Source organism: Jiulongibacter sp. NS-SX5 (genome assembly GCF_052828545.1).
On the sequence record NZ_CM128248.1, the window covers coordinates 2,824,462 to 2,842,245 of the forward strand.

19 protein-coding genes are annotated in these 17,784 nt (G+C 40.7%); 11 read left to right on the forward strand and 8 right to left on the reverse strand.

Features of this window, described 5'->3' with window-relative positions:
• Nucleotides 1–132: 132 nt before the first annotated feature.
• The gene (locus ACUXV0_RS12510; RefSeq protein ID WP_446189898.1) at nucleotides 133–480 is read right to left on the reverse strand and encodes a hypothetical protein; all 348 of its coding nucleotides are present in this window, start codon (nucleotides 478–480) and stop codon (nucleotides 133–135) included.
• 335 nt (nucleotides 481–815) lie between these two features.
• Between ACUXV0_RS12510 and ACUXV0_RS12515 the strand changes: the two genes are divergently transcribed.
• Entirely contained in the window at nucleotides 816–1,355 is a 540-nt protein-coding gene (locus ACUXV0_RS12515; protein WP_446189899.1) for a hypothetical protein, read from the forward strand.
• Nucleotides 1,356–1,408: 53 nt separating this feature from the next.
• On the opposite strand, the gene ACUXV0_RS12520 is transcribed toward ACUXV0_RS12515, so the two are convergent.
• The 4 genes from ACUXV0_RS12520 to ACUXV0_RS12535 form a co-directional block, all read right to left on the reverse strand.
• Nucleotides 1,409–2,467: a PKD domain-containing protein gene (locus ACUXV0_RS12520; protein WP_446189900.1), complete on the reverse strand. Its 1,059-nt coding sequence runs from the start codon at nucleotides 2,465–2,467 to the stop codon at nucleotides 1,409–1,411.
• A 254-nt stretch (nucleotides 2,468–2,721) separates the two neighbouring features.
• Complete coding sequence (locus ACUXV0_RS12525; RefSeq protein ID WP_446189901.1) at nucleotides 2,722–3,738, reverse strand: toxin-antitoxin system YwqK family antitoxin; 1,017 nt, start codon at nucleotides 3,736–3,738, stop codon at nucleotides 2,722–2,724.
• Nucleotides 3,739–3,966: 228 nt separating this feature from the next.
• Nucleotides 3,967–4,818, reverse strand: a complete 852-nt coding sequence (locus ACUXV0_RS12530; RefSeq protein WP_446189902.1) for a helix-turn-helix domain-containing protein — start codon at nucleotides 4,816–4,818, stop codon at nucleotides 3,967–3,969.
• Nucleotides 4,819–4,845: 27 nt separating this feature from the next.
• Complete coding sequence (locus ACUXV0_RS12535; protein ID WP_446189903.1) at nucleotides 4,846–5,799, reverse strand: glycosyltransferase family 2 protein; 954 nt, start codon at nucleotides 5,797–5,799, stop codon at nucleotides 4,846–4,848.
• Between the two features lie 160 nt (nucleotides 5,800–5,959).
• Here ACUXV0_RS12535 and ACUXV0_RS12540 point away from each other — a divergent pair, with 160 nt between their 5' ends.
• From ACUXV0_RS12540 to ACUXV0_RS12570, 7 genes are all read left to right on the forward strand, one after another.
• Entirely contained in the window at nucleotides 5,960–6,769 is an 810-nt protein-coding gene (locus ACUXV0_RS12540) for a hypothetical protein (RefSeq protein ID WP_446189904.1), read from the forward strand.
• Nucleotides 6,770–6,880: 111 nt separating this feature from the next.
• Complete coding sequence (locus tag ACUXV0_RS12545) at nucleotides 6,881–7,315, forward strand: hypothetical protein (RefSeq protein WP_446189905.1); 435 nt, start codon at nucleotides 6,881–6,883, stop codon at nucleotides 7,313–7,315.
• Nucleotides 7,312–8,430 (forward strand): sensor histidine kinase, encoded by a 1,119-nt coding sequence (locus ACUXV0_RS12550; protein ID WP_446189906.1) that lies wholly within the window; start codon nucleotides 7,312–7,314, stop codon nucleotides 8,428–8,430. The genes ACUXV0_RS12545 and ACUXV0_RS12550 overlap by 4 nt, the downstream gene beginning before the upstream one ends.
• Entirely contained in the window at nucleotides 8,427–9,119 is a 693-nt protein-coding gene (locus ACUXV0_RS12555; protein WP_446189907.1) for a LytR/AlgR family response regulator transcription factor, read from the forward strand. The genes ACUXV0_RS12550 and ACUXV0_RS12555 overlap by 4 nt, the downstream gene beginning before the upstream one ends.
• A gap of 3 nt (nucleotides 9,120–9,122) precedes the next feature.
• Nucleotides 9,123–9,599: a GAF domain-containing protein gene (locus ACUXV0_RS12560; RefSeq protein ID WP_446189908.1), complete on the forward strand. Its 477-nt coding sequence runs from the start codon at nucleotides 9,123–9,125 to the stop codon at nucleotides 9,597–9,599.
• A 31-nt stretch (nucleotides 9,600–9,630) separates the two neighbouring features.
• Nucleotides 9,631–9,840, forward strand: a complete 210-nt coding sequence (locus ACUXV0_RS12565) for a DUF6787 family protein (RefSeq protein WP_446189909.1) — start codon at nucleotides 9,631–9,633, stop codon at nucleotides 9,838–9,840.
• A 45-nt stretch (nucleotides 9,841–9,885) separates the two neighbouring features.
• Nucleotides 9,886–10,191, forward strand: coding sequence for a DUF6787 family protein (locus ACUXV0_RS12570; protein ID WP_446189910.1), 306 nt, complete (start codon nucleotides 9,886–9,888; stop codon nucleotides 10,189–10,191).
• Here the strand turns inward: ACUXV0_RS12570 and ACUXV0_RS12575 are convergent.
• The 3 genes from ACUXV0_RS12575 to ACUXV0_RS12585 are packed head-to-tail and all read right to left on the reverse strand — an operon-like array spanning nucleotide 10,172 to nucleotide 12,887.
• Nucleotides 10,172–10,501 (reverse strand): type II toxin-antitoxin system PemK/MazF family toxin, encoded by a 330-nt coding sequence (locus tag ACUXV0_RS12575; protein WP_446189911.1) that lies wholly within the window; start codon nucleotides 10,499–10,501, stop codon nucleotides 10,172–10,174. The genes ACUXV0_RS12570 and ACUXV0_RS12575 overlap by 20 nt on opposite strands.
• Complete coding sequence (locus ACUXV0_RS12580) at nucleotides 10,498–10,713, reverse strand: hypothetical protein (protein ID WP_446189912.1); 216 nt, start codon at nucleotides 10,711–10,713, stop codon at nucleotides 10,498–10,500. Before ACUXV0_RS12580 ends, ACUXV0_RS12575 begins: the two co-directional genes overlap by 4 nt.
• Before the next feature lie 59 nt (nucleotides 10,714–10,772).
• Nucleotides 10,773–12,887, reverse strand: coding sequence for an outer membrane protein assembly factor BamB family protein (locus ACUXV0_RS12585; RefSeq protein WP_446189913.1), 2,115 nt, complete (start codon nucleotides 12,885–12,887; stop codon nucleotides 10,773–10,775).
• A 151-nt stretch (nucleotides 12,888–13,038) separates the two neighbouring features.
• Between ACUXV0_RS12585 and lpdA the strand changes: the two genes are divergently transcribed.
• The 3 genes from lpdA (at nucleotide 13,039) to ACUXV0_RS12600 (ending at nucleotide 17,784) form a co-directional block, all read left to right on the forward strand.
• Nucleotides 13,039–14,436, forward strand: a complete 1,398-nt coding sequence (gene lpdA, locus ACUXV0_RS12590) for a dihydrolipoyl dehydrogenase (protein WP_446189914.1) — start codon at nucleotides 13,039–13,041, stop codon at nucleotides 14,434–14,436.
• A 97-nt stretch (nucleotides 14,437–14,533) separates the two neighbouring features.
• A complete protein-coding gene (locus ACUXV0_RS12595; RefSeq protein WP_446189915.1) occupies nucleotides 14,534–16,471 on the forward strand; it encodes a hypothetical protein in 1,938 nt (645 codons plus the stop codon).
• A 2-nt stretch (nucleotides 16,472–16,473) separates the two neighbouring features.
• On the forward strand, nucleotides 16,474–17,784 hold the full coding sequence (locus ACUXV0_RS12600) for a DEAD/DEAH box helicase (RefSeq protein WP_446189916.1): 1,311 nt from the start codon (nucleotides 16,474–16,476) through the stop codon (nucleotides 17,782–17,784).

Consider the following 17,784-nt stretch of genomic DNA (forward strand, 5'->3'; position numbering starts at 1 on the left):
TTGAAAAAGAAAATATGAAGGCCTGGTTAACTGCCAGGGCAGTATACATAGATGAGCTGGTGAAGGATTATTGAAGTCAAGTGAAATCAGGGAACGTGAAAATTAATGGTTAGAACTTTAACGGACCCCTACTTAAAGCCGGTCCATAATGCCACAGTTTAAGTTTCTATCCCCTTTAATGGTCACATAAAATTTCTGAAACTTATCTGACGAACAACTAACCTGATGGCTTTTGAATTCAAAATAGGTAATGAGGCCGTTTTCAATTTTATAGGTAATATTATTTTCAGGAATAAGACTTTTTAAGAAATCAATTTTAGCTTTTAGGACCTGCTCACTTTCAGCGGCATCCACAAAAATAATGGCATCGGCGTCCATTTTTAATAGGTCTTGGTGTTTCTCCCTATTTGAGTTTTCCTGTGCGTAAGAAGTCAGGTTGAAGAGTAAACTAGTGAAGATAAGGAGTGCAAGTTTATTCATTTTCATGTCAGAATGATTTGGTGTTGGAGTTTTCTAAAGATAGGGATTTACGGCCTTAATCATCTGTTCTTTAGACCCATTTAACAAATATTAGGAATCATTTTCCGGTGTATGCGGATATTGAGGTAGGGTGATAATTAGGCCGCTGGTATTCCAAAATGATTGTAAAGAGACTTAGCCATTTTGTAAATAAGTGGTTCTTTTTGTTAAGAGTCTCGGAGACGCTGTTCTCGCTGCTCATATGCCTTTCATTCATGGTTTTGAGTATGTTTGAAGTAGAAAATCGGATCAATTTGGCTTAGCCGGCTGGCTTTTTCATTTAACTCAACCTCAAAATGACTTTCACCAAAAAAGACAAAATTGAAATCCTTGAAAACGCCATCAGTTGGGTGGTGGTTCTGGCCATGTTCATTTATGGTGGAGCTAAAGTGATACAATTTGACGGAGCTGCTCAAATTGATAAAACTGTTTCTGAAATGACTGGGATGGAGCTGATGTGGGCATTTTACGGCTATTCAAAACCATTTGCCATCACCATAGGCTTCTTTGAGGTCCTTGGCGGATTTCTCATTCTATTCAAAAGAACCCGACTTATAGGCTGCTTAGTCACCTCCACCATTCTGATAAACGTCATCTTTCAGGATATCTACTTCGGGGTTCTTTTGGGAGCACTCAAAGCAGCGATTCTATATCAGCTACTCATTCTGGTCATCTTATGGCTAAACAGAGATAAGCTCTTGGCGGGAGTAAAAGCCCTACTAAAAACTGAAAAAAGCAATGGAACCAAAAAGATGGTTTTCATAAAACTACTGATTGCTTTTGCCCTTTTTGTAGCATTACGGCTTCTTGAATATTTCCTGACCGCCAGAGGATAAAACCCTGAAGCTACTTTGCCCACAAATAGAAAACTCAGTAAGAAAAATCGATTCTACCACGGATAAACATCAAAACCCTGCTTGTCTAATAATTGAAGTCGGTTAGGAATGAGTCTTGAGATATTATATTTCTCGTCTTCTTTAAGCCTGTCGGGCCTATATCGGTAGGCCAGATATAAAAGAATGGTTTCGGCCAGATCTTCCCCATATAAATTGTCTCTGGCGTAGGTAGAAAGGTGGGTGGGGTCCTGATCCATAACCTCCAGATACTCTGTAGACACATTAAGGTCTTGTAATGAAGCATGGCTTGCTTCGTGCAAGAGTGTTTCAGCCACAATTCCTTGACTAGCATAAGATTCACCCTGTTGAGTATGTACCAGCATTAATCCGCGACTACCACTCCAAGGGTGGTTACCATCATTGATATGCAATTCTGTAATGGGTTTGAGTAAAAATGAAGGCAGTTGCCCCATTTGACTGGCATAAGATCTGGCGTGCTCATCGGCTTGTGCACGGGTAAATTCGGAGTTTACATAAACCTTAACCGCCTGATCTTTTTCATAATCGGCCGTGTAAACAAATACCTCTACATCATGAAAAAAATTCTCTGCTCTTCGGTCAAAGAGGCTGACTCTTTCCATGCCAACATAGGTAACAGAGAGAAAGGTCGTAGGGTCTTCATCAATGATGATCTCGGGCTCTATAAAAATAGTCCCGCTGTAGGGAGGTATTTTATTGTCTTTTACTGTGATTTTTTGAGTGATAGAAGACGTGGTTTCGCCATCTGTACCTAAGACTTCCAGATTAACATCGTATGCTCCGATGGAATTAAAGATGACCACAGGATTTTGCTCTGTTGAAGACTCTGGGTCTCCTGAAGGGAAAGTCCATTTCCAGGAAGCAGCATTTAATGACTTATCGCTGAACGAAATGGTATCTTGCGGGTAAATCTCCTGTCTGCTAAAACTAAAATCAGCTTCTGGTTTAGGCTTTGGCTTGGGAGTACTAACCGGTACGGGAGTGTCTTCCGGCTCTTCAGTACAGCCAATAACAAATAGGATTAAGGCCACACCGAGTAGCCTCAGAAAGCTTAAAGGATTAGTAGCATTCATGATTTAAGATTAACAAAAAGATCAGTTTTAAGCCACAAAATGCTAATTATAAGCAAAAAATGCAATCGTTAAGTGGTTCATAGTGTGCTCGAACGGGAAATTCAAGAGTGGATTATAAAGGAAGGAATGCCCAATCTGACGTTTAATTCGAGAAAATTCTAGCTTCGGTGCGGATATCTCACAACTATAGTTTGAGAAAAGGAAATGCTCTTCCTAAAGTTTGCTGATAAGAGTTTGTCAAAAAGGGTTTTAATTCAATCTGGTCTACTTTTCTTTAACCAAATAGTCTCATGATTCCTGTTAACCTGTTTATGATCAATAAGACTTCCATTCTCATCGTACTGTTTGTATTCCTGTTTCAACGGACCTTCATTAAAATATTGCCATGTGGCTTTTATACCCCCGTTCTTAAAATAGGCAGTCGTATTTTCTGTCACTTCTCCAATTTTTGATATACTTCTTTCCTTGACTTCACCACTTTCATAATAGTAAGTTGATATACTTTCATTTCTAAGGGGAACAGTTTCGTAAGTGTCTATTAGTATGCCGTTTATATCAAAATGGGAAGATATCAGTAGAACACCACTCTCTGAATAATTAGACTCCCTCAATATTGTATTCTCTTTATAGTATACGATGCAAGCCCCTGATTCATGACCATCTTTATAATTACAAGTTCTTAAGATCGAACCGTTCGGGTTGTACCAGATTGATCTACCTTCTTTCAATCCACTTTTAAAGTTTTCAATCGACATTATTTGTCCATCTGTGTACCAAATTTTTCTCTCACCCTCCAGCTTTCCGTTTTTGTATTGGGCCTCTAGTTCGACTGACCCTTGCGGATAGCTCTCAATATGTTTTCCATTTTTTATTTTTGATGACGAATCAGTAAGTTGAAGTAATTGTTTTACCTTCTGAATTCTCTTAAAACCTCTTTCAAAAAGCCAATCTCGTTGTCCATCTATATTTTTATACTTTTGAGAAAAAGTGCATAAGCCGGTTTGAAGCGTAGAATCAGGGAGTAAGTATGCAAACAAGACCCATTCTTCTCCAGGATTAATATCCATGTCACAGGAGGTCCATCTCCATGTATTTAAATTATGATTGCTTCCAGAAACTTGTATGGTGTTAACTGAAACTCCACGATATAGATCAAGAATTGAAATGTCAATATGGTGAGTAGGCCTAGAGTTTAATGTATCTTCTTTGAGAAAATAAATGGAGTCTATCTTAACTAGAGCAATGAATTTGTAATTTTCAATGTCCTCCAAGCTATTAATTTCATAATTGGAACACCTACATGCAAAAGATGAAATACTGATAAAAAGACAAATAAGCGTAGTAATTGCTAATAAAAGAAATCTCATAACTCACTAGTTGATTGGTCTTTCTTTGAACAGGTACATATAAATGATATATTAGTTTGGTGTCATGGAAAAAGGATGTTCACCTTACAAAACTTACACATAATCCTCCCTCACGAATTCTGCTACTAGGATTCAATCCGAAAACTTCGCCGGCGTTTTCCCAAATCGCCCCTTAAACGCCTTTATAAAGTGTGAGACGCTTTCAAAACCTACCTCCTCGGCGATTTCATTGACATGCTTTGGACTGTTTTTAAGCAGGAATGCGGCGTGCTTGAGTCGCTTCTCACGAATCCAGGTAGCCGGTGAACTGTTATATCTTTCCTGAAAATCTCTTTTGAAAGCGGAAAGGCTGCGGCCAGAGAGTCTGGCGAGCTCGTTGAGGTTCAGCGGTTTCAGGTAATAGTTTTGCATCAGATACTCCAGATCTGCCTTTTCGCCTCGGTAAATTTCATGCAAGAGGGCTTTTAGGAAATCACCGTTATCATACTCCAGCAAGTGAAGAAGTAATTCCTGTAATTTGAGTTTGAGAAAATGGTGGAGATACTTCGTTTTTGACCTGAAATAGGGGAGTACAGATTCGGCGAATTTCCCAAACTTCTCATCGGTAGGTAATATGAGCAGAGTTGGCAGTTCCTTTTCAGCCATTTTTTCTTCTGGGAAAAGCTCCAGGTGCTGATTGACAAAGTCTTTAATCAGTTTCTCATCAAAGAAGAACACCAGGCTTTTGTACGACTCGTCTATAGACTCAGACATGAGGTAATAACCCCTTCTTACAAAAAACACATCACCCTTCTTTACCGTAATAGTCTCTGAAGTTCCTGTGAATTTCTTTTCACCTTCTATCACATAGATGACGGCATTTTCTTCAAAGAAAACCTCGTTTTTAGAAGGGTATACGTCGCTCCTATAAGCCACAAAAGTCAGTTCCTGAATCTTTAGTGATTCAAAATGATCGTCTTGTATTTCGGAGGGTACGCGAAGCAAAACAAATATGTGGTTTTGTTTATTGAATTACGGCTGAGAACCTTTCTCTATCACCTCATCTATCACAAAGAACGGCCTTCTTTTTACTTCAATATAGATTCGGCCAATATACTCTCCAAGAATCCCCAGAATGATGAGTGTAACACCACCGAGAAAATACATGCCTACGGTCAAAGTAGTGGTGCCCGGAATTTCAGCAGGGGTATGCCCCAGTACTTTAAAGCCCAGTAATCTGTGAAGAATAAAGAAAATGCCTACCAGAAAAGAAGGTATGGCTATGAAAAAGCCGAAATAAGTAGCCAGTCTTAAAGGGACATTGGAGAAGCCAAAGAGGCCATCCATGGCAAGGCCCATCAGTTTTTTGAAGGTATACTTTACTTCGCCGGCAGCTCTTTCTGCACGTTCGTATTTAACGCCTATTTGTTTAAAACCGGCGTAGGCTCTTAAGCCTCTCACAAACCGGATCTGCTCTGGCATTTCTTTCACAATGGCATTGACCACTTTGCGGTCCATTACACAGAAATCACCAGAGTCCAGCGGAATATCAATCTCAGAAATAGCGGCTAAAATACGGTAGAAGGTACTATAGGCTAGTTTTTTGAAAAAGCCTTCTTTGCGTTTGGTACGCACTGCGTACACCACATGATAGCCTTCACGCCATTTTTCCAGAAAACGGTGCAATTCCTCAGGGGGATCTTGTAGGTCACCATCCATAATCACCACGGCGTCACCCTTAGCTTCTTGAATACCCGCAGAAATAGCAGGCTGATGCCCGAAATTCCTGGAAAGTTTCACCACTCGCACCCGATGATCCTTCTCTGCAAAATCAGTCATGATTTGTAATGAATCATCTGCAGAACCATCATCTACCAGTACTATTTCGTAGTCCTCCTGCCAGCTGGGAGCCGCGGCGGTGAGTCTGGTGTAAAGGTTATTGAGGTTTTCTTCTTCGTTGAAAATCGGGATAACGATGGAGATCATTCAGGAAAAATAGTTTCAGTGCTGTGCAAAAATAGACAAATTACCCACCTTTTGATCTCGCGTTCCATCAAATCACATGAAGTGGCGACTTTTTCACATTTTATTGCCTTTGTTTTTATGAATTCCCATCTTTAAAGATTGTAATCAAACATACTGTAAAGTGGAAGATAAAGCCCCGATCATCAAACACGAAGGCATGACCATAGCCAAAGCCTGGTTACTTTTCCTGCTGCTGCTGGTAGTATATTTTGTGGCCGGCATAGTGGCGGGTTATATGATGGCCAAAGAAAACAAAGTGGATACGACCCAAAACATGGCCCTGGTTACGCTGGCGGGGGTTATTGTCATTGCTGCAGTAGGCCTGTTCATTAATAAATGGGAACTGCCCCGCTTTAAAGGATTGAATAGTAGAAACCTGCTTTACGGTATCACCCTGGGTTTAATCATCAGATATATTTCGTCTGTAGTAGAAGAAATACCACTCGGTCTAATTGATATGGAGCTACTTCATGAATTTGCCCAGCTAGATTATCTTTTGATCATTTTGCCAAGTATTGGGCTTATTTTCTTGCAGATTGGAATCATTGGTCATGGTTTATTTAAGAATTATTCATTGGGCGTAGCCCTAAGTACTACCTGCCTTATATCGTTGATAAATTTTGAGCCAAAGACCGTACTGGCAATGTTTATTTTGATTGGTGTCCTTTCGTTTTTCTATTATCGTACCGGCAGTTTTGAGATAGTAATTCTGGGTACTTTGGTCTATTTTCTTATTGATCTATTGCTACTGCAGTTTATTGACTTTAATGTGATGGCTGAGAATAATTACCGCTATGTGATTTTTGGAAATGATATGGTGTATTTCGGAGTCATGTTGGTGTGTGTGTTGCTTCTTCTGTTTTTGATCAGGCAGGTAGGTCAGCTAAAGCCCATTCAGTGGAAACAGAAGTCTGAGCTTATTGAATATTAAAATCACAAAGAATCAATAGATCATCACAAAAGAGAGGGTGTAAGTCACATGTATTTTAGGGAGGGAGAGCACTGGCCTAGTTTTGAGTCATAATCAAAAACAAATACAGACATGAAATACTTCACTTTTAACATTAACAAAAACGCCAAACTTGAGTTTAATAATGACTATACCGGCAAAGAGAGCATTTTCTATAACGGGGAAGAGGTCTCCTCTATCAGAAGCTTTTGCGGTGGTCATCATAGCTTTAAGGTCAATGAGGCCGGTGAGCAGGTTAATTATGATGTCAAAATTTCGATGAACATGTTCACTGGAATAGCCTCAGAAATCATGAGAAACGGAGAAGTCCTTTTCTCAAACAAGCCAGAGATGAAAACCTCTGCAGGCAGCTGGATTGGGATCATCCTTTTGGTTTTTCTATTTATAGTGGCCACCGTAGTTGGGTATAAATTCGGACAAGGAAATAGCTACTATCTGGCCCTGATTTTCTTCCTATCAGGGATTGGGTTGATATTAAATCAATACAGAAATAAAAAGAAGGATTGAATAAAATCTTTACATATCTCAAAAAGCACTGGGTGCTCATTTTATCTGTAATTACAGCACTTTTATTGTTCTGTTTTTATCAGCAGATATACAGCTCTGGTGCTTTTTTAGACTCTTTAGAGAAATTTTCTGCCGGCCCACCAGAGAAGGCCTTACCCAAGAATGCCTCTCAAAATGGGTATCGTTTTGGTTTTTTTCTGGTTTCTTTCATTGCCATTCTCGTCAAAAACTGGCTCGGCTTTCTGGGCTTAGTTTGCCTGAGTATTGTTTTGTCAAAACTACATTACGCTTACATTTTCAAAGAGCTTTTCGTAGGAGGCGGAACCGTAGGGAAGCTTAGCTATTTGCTGGTCATTGTTTTATTTTTTGTCTTTTTAGCCTTGGGCATTAAAGTAACACTGCCAAAAGAGATCAGGGCCTTTCAGGTTCATTTTTGGGCGGCTGTCCTGTTGATATGTATAATGGTTTTGACTTCAATATTGAAATATGTCAATCAAAGTCATAGACAGCTTAGAGATCTTAGTTATCAAAAAACCAAAGCTGAATTAAATGCCTTAAAGGCCCAGATAAACCCTCACTTTCTCTTCAATGTGCTCAATAACCTGTATGGGCAGGCTATTGTAGAAGACAGCCCCAAAACCGCAGCCGGGATAGAAAACCTAAGTAGAATTATGCGGCATGTGGTAGAAGAAACCAAGACCAGCCGCTCTTCTATGGAAAAAGAGCTTCAGTTTCTGAACGATTACCTGCAGCTGCAGCAAATGCGTATACCAGACAGGCCAAATATATCTGTCAAATCTAAAGTATATTTTGACCAAAGGGAAGAGACTAAGATTGCTCCTTTGATATTGATTCCTTTCATTGAAAATGCTTTTAAGTACGGCATAAGCATGAACGAAAAGAGCTTTATTGACCTCAAACTTTATATTGAAAATAATCAACTGAACTTTGACTTGTCAAACAGTATACATTCTACAAACGACCTGGAAAAAGGTACCGGTACAGGATTAGAAAATACACGTAAAAGACTTCAATTGCATTACCCAGACAGGCATTTGTTGGCCGTAAATTCTGAGAATGGAGTGTTTAACGTAAAACTTCAGATGGACTTATGATTAAAGCTATCGCAATAGATGATGAACCCATGGCTCTGGAGGTGATCAAATCACATGCAGGCAAAGTGGACTTTATAGACCTGAAGGAGACTTTTGTAAGTGGTAAAGAAGCCTTGGATTTCCTGAAAACAGAAAAGGTGCAACTGGTCTTTTTAGATATCAATATGCCAGATATGACGGGCTTGGATTTAAGTCAACTTTTACCAGAAAACACCGGCATCATTTTTACCACGGCTTACTCGCAATACGTGGCAGATGCCTTTAACCTGAACGCCATAGACTATCTTGTTAAACCCTTTGATTTTGCCCGTTTTTTGAAAGCCTGTCAAAAGGCCAAAGAACAATTGCCGGAGACGGAGCCAGATCGGTATTTGTTTGTCAAAGACAGTTATGACTTAGTACGTATAGATCTGGAAAACCTGCTTTTTGTTCAGTCTGAAGGGAATTACCTCACTTTTCATGAAGATGACAAAAAAACCGTAACACGTATGACTATGACAGAGCTGGTTAAAACGCTGCCAGCCAGTCATTTTATGCGGGTACACAAATCGAATGTGGTGAATCTGCATAAAGTCAAAAAAATTGAGAGGCATCAGGTACAGGTTTCAGAGGGTATATTTGTGCCCGTAGCGGCCAATTACCATGGAGAACTCATGGAGGCCATAAAAAAGCAGTGGACCGTAAAGTAAACAATGGCAGAGAACTTATACTTCAACAAACAAGCCTCAAGAGAAAGCATTTATCAGGAAATATACCCTCAGATAAAGGCTCTCATTTCAGCTGAAATAGACCTTATAGCCAATATGGCAAACATGGCCGCCGCCCTTAAAGAAGCTTTTGACTTCTTCTGGGTAGGTTTTTACTTGGTAAAAGACGGGGAGTTGGTTCTTGGGCCGTTTCAGGGGCCTATTGCCTGTACCAGAATAGCCTTTAACAGGGGAGTTTGCGGGCATTGCTATACCACTGGCCAAACTGTTTTAGTGCCAGACGTAGAAGCTTTTCCGGGGCATATTGCTTGCTCTTCTGCCTCAAAATCTGAAGTGGTGGTTCCGGTGTTTAATACCCAAAAGGAAATAATTGCTGTTTTGGATGTAGACAGTGATACATTAGATGATTTCAGTGAAACAGATGCCCGGGCACTGGAAAAACTGGTAGCACTTTTATCATAATTGATAGAAGCAAGGTACTTTTGTGGCCGATATGGAAAAACTGAAGGAACGCTGGGGGATCACCTCAAACTGGCAGCTGGTAGCTATTTTTACTGTTTTCGCTATAAATGGCTCGTTTGCTGCCTGGGTAGCCAAGCCAGTAACTCACTTTTTTGGCCTCAGCCCTGAAACCACTGAGCCATACATTCTGTATCTCTTCCTGAGAATCATCCTTATTTTCCCAATCTGGAAAAACTGGTAGCACTTTTATCATAATTGATAGAAGCAAGGTACTTTTGTGGCCGATATGGAAAAACTGAAGGAACGCTGGGGGATCACCTCAAACTGGCAGCTGGTAGCTATTTTTACTGTTTTCGCTATAAATGGCTCGTTTGCTGCCTGGGTAGCCAAGCCAGTAACTCACTTTTTTGGCCTCAGCCCTGAAACCACTGAGCCATACATTCTGTATCTCTTCCTGAGAATCATCCTTATTTTCCCAATCTATCAGTTTACGCTGCCATTGGTGGGATGGTGTTTTGGTCAGTTTAACTTTTTCTGGGGCTTCACTAAAAAGATGCTAAGCAGAATGGGCTTTAAGCGGTTTTTTGAGTAAACTCAGTAAGCTTTGCAATAAGTTTTGATAATACTTCCTGCGTTTTTACCTCATTAAGTTTACCTACTGTCTTAAGAATGATGGACCTATTGGCAGTAAAAACTTTGAATGGTCTCACATAAGATTCTATTGGTAAGTCACCAACTTTGAAATCTTCTGCACTAATTTTTATTGAATTTTCATCATAAGGCTTTGAAGTAATCTGACAGAGTATTAGATCTTCTTTCTCTGCTTCGAGTAATACAAATGCTGGTCTTTTTTTAGCGTTACTCAAATCCGAAAAAGGAAAAGGAACTATTACTCCTTTCATAAATCTGACCAAGCTTTGTCTTCTTCTGAATTAAGCCAGGTTTCTTCTAAACTTTTCTGACTGGCCAATGTAATTTCATCTATCTCCAAATTCTTTTCTTTGGAAACAGATTTTACATAAATTTCTATTTCATCTTCTTTAAAAAGAGCTTTGAGCTTTTCCAGAAATTTTAAAGAAAGCTCAGCCTTAGAAAGTTTAAATGTCGCCTCCATAACATTAGTTATTTTACCAAAGTTAACGAATTCTATGCATGATTAATTCTAATTAAAAATCATGGCAACGCAAACGCCACATAACTATCTCCGCTTTTATTGTTTTTGCCACCACCGCAGGCAATTACTACATACTGTTTCCCTTTCCATTCATACACGGCCGGAGTAGCATGACCTCCGGCAGGTAGCTTGGTTTGCCACAGCATTTTCCCGGTCTTTTTATCAAAAGCTCTGAACATCTCGTCTTCTGTAGCCGCTATGAAAATTAAACCGCCTTTTGTCACCACCGGCCCTCCGTAGCCCTCTCGGCCAGTCAAAGGTATTCCTTTGGCCGTAAGCTCCGGGAATTCACCTAAAACAGTTTCCCAAAGCCGCTCGCCTGTATTTAAATCTATGGCATTCAGGGTGCCCCATGGTGGGTTTATTCCAGGGTATCCATCTTTAGTGGTAAATCGTTTATAGCCATTCATCAGATAGGGAGTAATCAGCTTTTCTTTACCTCCGCTCAGTTCTTTTTTGTCGCCTGCGGCAGGTTCTTTTTCTAAAAGAAAATCTACAAGAGCATCTCTTTCTTCCTGTGGCAAATGCCTGAAAGCCGGCATTCCGCCTCTTCCTGATTTCAGGAGTTTCTGCACTTCGTCTGCCTGGTATTTGGTGTTTAGGCCTATGAGTGTCGGAAAAGGTCCGTTTCCTTTCCTATCACCTCCGTGGCAGTTTGCACAGTTATTGGCATACAGTGATTTGCCATCCATTCCGTCTTTACCAAAGGCTTCATTGGGTACCATTTCTATCACCCAGGGCATATGACTTGTATTCACATACATGATATTTGTCTCCGGGTCTACGGCTGCTCCTCCCCATTCACCTCCGCCATCAAAACCCGGGAAAAGCAAGAAAGGTCTTTTTTCGCTGGGTGCCAGCCACATATCTCCATACTCCACTCCTTTGATCATCTCTTTGACTTCTTTTTCCAATTCAGGAGTGAGATTCAATAGGTCTTTCTCGGTAAGGTTTTGACGCATAAGCGGCACTGGCAAAGTAGGTGTCGGCTGAGTTTTAGATAAAACATCTCCATCCATCATGCCGGCGGGTATTTCCTTTTCCTCAATCGGAAATACAGGCTCCCCCGTTTCACGGTCAAAAACAAAGACGTAGCCGTGTTTGGTGGTTTGAGCTACGGCATCAATTTTCTTCCCGTTCTTTTGAATGCTTACCAGGTTTGGTGTAGACGGAATATCTCTGTCCCATACATCATGATGTACGATCTGGTAATGCCAAACCCGCTCGCCTGTATTGGCATTAAGAGCCAGCAGACTGTTGGCAAAAAGGTTTTCTCCTTTGCGGTAGCCGCCCCAGAAATCATACGTGGCAGAGCCGGTAGGTACATAAACGATTCCTCTTTTTTCATCTAAAGACACGCCGCTCCAGTTGTTTGCTCCGCCTATTTTATTGACGTACTGCTCATCCCAGGTTTCATAGCCAAACTCCTCTTTTTTGGGGATGGTGTGAAAAACCCACTCTTCTTTTCCAGTCTTCACGTTATACGCCCTCACATAACCCGGTGCGGCATCCAGACCTTCAGAAACACGCATACCTACTATAATTTTGTCTTTGAAAATGATTCCCGGGGTATTGGAAACCACCAAAAACTGATCTTCGGGATTCTCAGATAAACCCACCTGAAGGTCTACTTTACCTTTATCTCCAAAATTCAGATCGGGCTGGCCGGTAAGAGCATCTACAGACATCAAATAGCTACCGGCACAGAAAAGGATTCTTTGCATGTCTCCTTCTTTGAAATATGTAACCCCACGATTAGTGCCTGCCCAGGAGTTTTCACCGCCCAGCACCTGAAACGGGTCAAATCGCCATATTTCCTCACCGGTTTCTACATGAAGTGCCACCAGATTTAGTTTGGGGGTGGTAGCATAAAGAATACTATCTATGATAATTGGCTGACATTGAATTTGAGAGTGCTCAGTGGCATCTCCGGAATGGTATTCCCAGGCCACCTGCAGATGATTGACATTTTCAGGGGTAATTTGCTCCAGAGAAGAATATCTGGAAGCATCTTTTGTGCCCCCGTAATTGGTCCATTTTGAGTAATCGGTTTTACTTTCTCGGTGGCATTGAGCAAAGAGAAATACTGCACTTAGCAGCATTGCATATTTCATAATAGGGTATTTCTTGAAGATTAAATATAAAGGATTAATGATTCAGGTGGGTGGTCAGTGTTGGTATATCTCTGTGTTTGTGCCTTTTCACTGAAACTCATTCATTTTTCCTTATTTTTGCGGCAACAATTAAAGAAAACAAAATCACTTTATGGCACAATACGACGTAGTAGTACTTGGTAGCGGCCCCGGAGGATATCCTGCGGCCATCAGAGCTTCTCAGTTAGGAATGAAAGTAGCGATCATCGAGAAAGAGAATCTTGGTGGTATTTGTTTGAACTGGGGGTGTATTCCTACCAAAGCTTTACTTAAGTCTGCTCAGGTATTTCAATACATTCAGCATGCCGAAGATTACGGTATCAATGTAGGTAAGTCTTCTCCGGATTTCCCTGCGGTGATTAAACGCTCAAGAGGCGTAGCCAATGGAATGAGCAAGGGTATTGAGTTCTTGATGAAAAAGAACAAAATAGATGTCATCAAAGGTTACGGAAAAGTGCAGCCAGGCAAAAAAGTGGAGGTAACAGATGACAAAGGAGAAAAGTCAGTAGTAGAAGGAAAGCACATCATCATCGCTACAGGAGCTCGTGCTCGTGAGTTGCCTAATGTGCCTATAGATGGTGAAAAAGTAATAGAATACCGTAAAGCTATGAGCCTAGAGAAGCAGCCAGAATCTATGCTGGTAATTGGTTCAGGTGCTATCGGTGTTGAGTTTGCTTATGTGTATGCCAGCATGGGTACCAAAGTGACTATCGCAGAATATATGCCGAGAATAGTGCCTGTAGAAGATGCTGATGTTTCTAAAGAATTAGAAAAACAGTATAAGAAAATGGGTATTGAGGTTATCACCAATGCTGCTGTGCAAAGTGTAGATACCAAAGGCAAAAACTGTAAGTCTACGATCAAAGGAAACAAAGATGGCAAAGAGCAAGTGATAGAAACCGATGTGGTTCTTTCTGCTGCTGGTATTGCATCAAATATTGAAAATATCGGTTTGGAAGACGTGGGTATCGCCACTGACAAAGGCAAAATTCTTGTCAATGATTTCTACGAAACCAATATGCCGGGTTATTATGCTATTGGTGATGTGGTTCCTGGTCAGGCTTTGGCACACGTGGCTACGGCTGAGGCTATCATTTGTACAGAGAAAATTGGTGGTCACCACCCACAGCCATTAGATTATGGCAATATTCCAGGGTGTACGTATTGTACGCCTGAGATTGCTTCTGTTGGTCTTACAGAAGAGCAAGCCAAAGAAAAAGGTTACGAAATCAAAGTGGGTAAATTCCCATTCTCCGCTTCTGGTAAGGCTTCTGCTGCAGGAGCCAAAGAAGGTTTTGTGAAAGTGATCTTTGACGCCAAATACGGCGAGTGGTTAGGTTGCCATATGATTGGTACTAACGTAACCGAGATGATTGCAGAGGCGGTAGTAGCTCGTAAACTGGAAACTACTGGTATGGAGATAGTGAAGAGTGTACACCCTCACCCTACCATGTCTGAGGCAGTAATGGAAGCCGCGGCTGCAGCATATGATGAGGTAATTCATTTATAATACATTGCTTCGCTTAAGAGCGAAGAAGCTTTAAACCCTGATATCGTGGATGTCAGGGTTTATTTATTTTATTTTGTGCCAATTAGCTTTGGGTTATATGCCTTCTAAAACGAAACAAAACCTCTTTTACCTCTTCTTCAGTCTGCTGTTTTTCTCTTGCATGGTGCCTTATGGCTATGCATCTGTAGGAATAGATCCTAGTTGGACGGAGTCCTTGGTAATGGCTATCAATCAGGATTTCGTATTTGGGAAAGATTTTATCTTCAATTACGGCCCGCTTGGGTATTTGAATACACTTCTCTTGCCCAAATCTGTAAGTCCTTGGGTTACATTTCTGTTTCATTGTTTTCTACTGGCAAACTACCTTTTTATCATAAAGTTGAGTTTTGATAAACTTGGAGCTGGGTGGTGGAAAGCCGCACTGGTTTCTGTTATCATATTTCTGCCATGGGGTTTCTTTTCAGACACTACATTCACTCTCTTTTATCTCTTGCTCTTTTGGCTTCTTTATGTTCATAGCACCAGAAATACTATTGGCTTATTGATTGCCATTGTTTTGGCGGTATTGATTTTCTTTATCAAGGTCAATTTAAGCCTGATAGCCTATTCGGTTTTTGCTTTAAGTCTGGTGTATTTAAGTCTGGCAAAAATTATTAGTTGGCGTACCACAGTAATTGTTTTGGCTTTACTAGGGGTATTGACTTTTGCTATGGCCATGCTACTGAATGTTTCTCTCACCGACTATCTGGCCTCAAGTCTTGAAATCATAAATGCTTATCAAGATGCTCAGGCTGCCATGCTTTTGACGAATAAAGAGTTGGCCCTACTACTGGCATTTGAAACTCTGATTGTTGTGTTAGTTTTGATTCATTTGGTCAAAAACGTCGCTTGGTTTAAGGAAGTGATTTACCTCTATATTTTGGTAGCTCTGGCTTGGTTTTTATGCTTTAAGCAGGCCCATACCGCAGTGGCACACTATAATGTTTTCGGGTTTTTCTTATTACTGCCAATGCTGGCGGTTTTAATTTTTCTGTTTGCACCCAGATTTCAAAAATCAGGTTCATTATTGGTCTCTGTTCTTGTGTTACAGCTGATTGCTACGCAATTTATTCGGTTAAGCTACACACAGTATTCTTTGAAGAATTACGCCTTGTTTTTCTTTCCGCAAGAGGTGGCTGAAAGGGTCATTGAGACGGGGAGTGTTTTGAAGGTTTTCGATACTTTCCAATTAAAAAATCCGGTCAATTATTTCTCAAAACTTGTCAACTACAACTATGAGTCAAATTTTCAAAATGAGGAACTGAATGCCATTAGGCAATTGCCAATAGGGGTAGTTGAGAAAATAGGAGACGGTACGGTAGATATTATTCCATGGGAAGTGTCTTATGTTTTCTTCAATCAATTGAAGTATAACCCAAGACCAATAATTCAGACGTATCAAGCCAATAGTAAATGGCTTGCTGAGGTCAATGAAAGCAAATATACTTCTGCTTCCGCTCCCGATTTTGTCATCGCAAATGTTCATGACTACCGAGAGCAAAACCCGTTTTGGATGGATAAGGGGGCTTATCTGGCTCTGCGGGAAAATTATACTTTGATAGATACCATACCTACGTCAGAAGAGCCGTATTTCTTGTTTGAGAGAAATAAAACTGATAAGATTAATTACCATAGGTTTAAGGAAAATTCGGCTGTTTTGGATGAGTCCATTGAAATTCCAGAAACGGGAGATCTTTATTTGCATGCCAGCATAGAATACAGTCTTATTGGCCGACTAGCTCGATTGTTTTTCCAGCCACCTTATTTACGTTGTCTGGTAACATATAGAGATGGCACCGAGGAGAGCTTCAGAATACCCCCTCCCATTCTGGAAGGTGGAGTTTTGGTATCTGAGCGTGTGGTGGAGAATGATGATTTCTTGAGGTTTATTCAGAGATCATCTGGCAATAAAAAACCAGAACGTATGAAGTTCTGGTCATACATGGGTTGGGGTTTTGAGAAGGACTTCACTTATCATTTTGAAATGGTGCAGTAATTATGGAGAATACTTTTAATCAGTTTGATTTAAACAAACAGCTTCTGAACGCTGTAGAAGATTTGGGCTATACCAGTCCTTCTCCTATTCAGGAGAAGGCTATCCCCGTTATTTCTCATGGTCATGATGTATTGGGTATTGCCCAGACGGGCACCGGAAAAACAGCGGCATTTCTTTTGCCTGTTTTGATGAAGATCAAGTACGCTCAGGGAGATCATATTCGTTGTTTGATTCTTGCTCCTACCAGAGAGTTGGCTATTCAAATTGATACTGCCGTAACTGAACTGGCGAAGTATACTGACTTAAGACATAAAGCCATTTACGGCGGTACAGGTACTAAATCTCAGATAGAGGCCCTTCAGTCAGGATTGGACATTCTTGTGGCTACCCCGGGTAGGTTTATGGATCTTTACCTCAAAGGCGAGATAGTGACAAAGGCTATTCAGTATATGATCATGGATGAGGCCGATAAGATGATGGATATGGGCTTTATGCCTCAGATTAGGAAGATTTTGGAGGTTATTCCCAGAAAACGGAAGAACCTACTTTTCTCGGCTACATTCCCTGAAAAGGTTGAGCGACTTTCAGAGGAGTTTCTGGAAGCACCTGTGAGAATAGAAGTAACTCCACAAGCCACTACAGCTGAAACTGTAGAACAGGCTCTTTACGAGACGCCGAATTTCAGAACCAAGATTAATCTTCTAGAGTTTTTGCTCAGCAAAGATGAGATCACTCGTGGGATTGTTTTTTGTAGAACAAAGGCCGTGGCAGATAATGTATTTAAGTTTTTGGAAAGAAAAGGCATGAAAGAAGATGAAGTACGGGTGATACATGCCAATAAAGGTCAAAATACCAGAATCAATTCTATGAATGCTTTCAGAGAAGGAGCTGTCAGAATTCTGGTATCTACAGACGTAGCTGCAAGAGGTATTGATATTCAGGAGGTGAGTCATGTGATCAATTTTGATGTACCCGTAATTTATGAAGATTACGTTCACAGGATTGGAAGAACGGGGCGTGCTAATCTCGAAGGGCAGGCCATCACCTTTATGACTCCTGCTGAGGAATATCATATCGCGAAGATTGAAAAAATCATTCGGTCTGAAATTCCAAGAAAACCGATCCCAACTGAGGTGAATGTTCCGGAAACACCGTTTGAAGAACAGCAAGGTATCTTACGAGAAATAGATAATCAGCGTAAGAGAGAAGACCCAAATTTTAAAGGGGCATTCCATGAGAAAAAGGCTAAAAACAGACCCAAAGACCAACGGACATCTAAGCATAAAGCCAGAGGAAAGAAAAGGAGAAGGTGA

Excerpts from the sequence above, each read along its gene's own strand:
- ACUXV0_RS12510 (WP_446189898.1), bottom strand. The coding sequence starts at position 480 with ATGAATAAACTTGCACTCCTTATCTTCACTAGTTTACTCTTCAACCTG.
- ACUXV0_RS12515 (WP_446189899.1), top strand. The coding sequence starts at position 816 with ATGACTTTCACCAAAAAAGACAAAATTGAAATCCTTGAAAACGCCATC.
- ACUXV0_RS12520 (WP_446189900.1), bottom strand. The coding sequence starts at position 2,467 with ATGAATGCTACTAATCCTTTAAGCTTTCTGAGGCTACTCGGTGTGGCC.
- ACUXV0_RS12535 (WP_446189903.1), bottom strand. The coding sequence starts at position 5,799 with ATGATCTCCATCGTTATCCCGATTTTCAACGAAGAAGAAAACCTCAAT.
- ACUXV0_RS12545 (WP_446189905.1), top strand. The coding sequence starts at position 6,881 with ATGAAATACTTCACTTTTAACATTAACAAAAACGCCAAACTTGAGTTT.
- ACUXV0_RS12555 (WP_446189907.1), top strand. The coding sequence starts at position 8,427 with ATGATTAAAGCTATCGCAATAGATGATGAACCCATGGCTCTGGAGGTG.
- ACUXV0_RS12560 (WP_446189908.1), top strand. The coding sequence starts at position 9,123 with ATGGCAGAGAACTTATACTTCAACAAACAAGCCTCAAGAGAAAGCATT.
- ACUXV0_RS12565 (WP_446189909.1), top strand. The coding sequence starts at position 9,631 with ATGGAAAAACTGAAGGAACGCTGGGGGATCACCTCAAACTGGCAGCTG.
- ACUXV0_RS12570 (WP_446189910.1), top strand. The coding sequence starts at position 9,886 with ATGGAAAAACTGAAGGAACGCTGGGGGATCACCTCAAACTGGCAGCTG.
- ACUXV0_RS12575 (WP_446189911.1), bottom strand. The coding sequence starts at position 10,501 with ATGAAAGGAGTAATAGTTCCTTTTCCTTTTTCGGATTTGAGTAACGCT.
- ACUXV0_RS12580 (WP_446189912.1), bottom strand. The coding sequence starts at position 10,713 with ATGGAGGCGACATTTAAACTTTCTAAGGCTGAGCTTTCTTTAAAATTT.
- ACUXV0_RS12585 (WP_446189913.1), bottom strand. The coding sequence starts at position 12,887 with ATGAAATATGCAATGCTGCTAAGTGCAGTATTTCTCTTTGCTCAATGC.
- lpdA (WP_446189914.1), top strand. The coding sequence starts at position 13,039 with ATGGCACAATACGACGTAGTAGTACTTGGTAGCGGCCCCGGAGGATAT.
- ACUXV0_RS12595 (WP_446189915.1), top strand. The coding sequence starts at position 14,534 with ATGCCTTCTAAAACGAAACAAAACCTCTTTTACCTCTTCTTCAGTCTG.
- ACUXV0_RS12600 (WP_446189916.1), top strand. The coding sequence starts at position 16,474 with ATGGAGAATACTTTTAATCAGTTTGATTTAAACAAACAGCTTCTGAAC.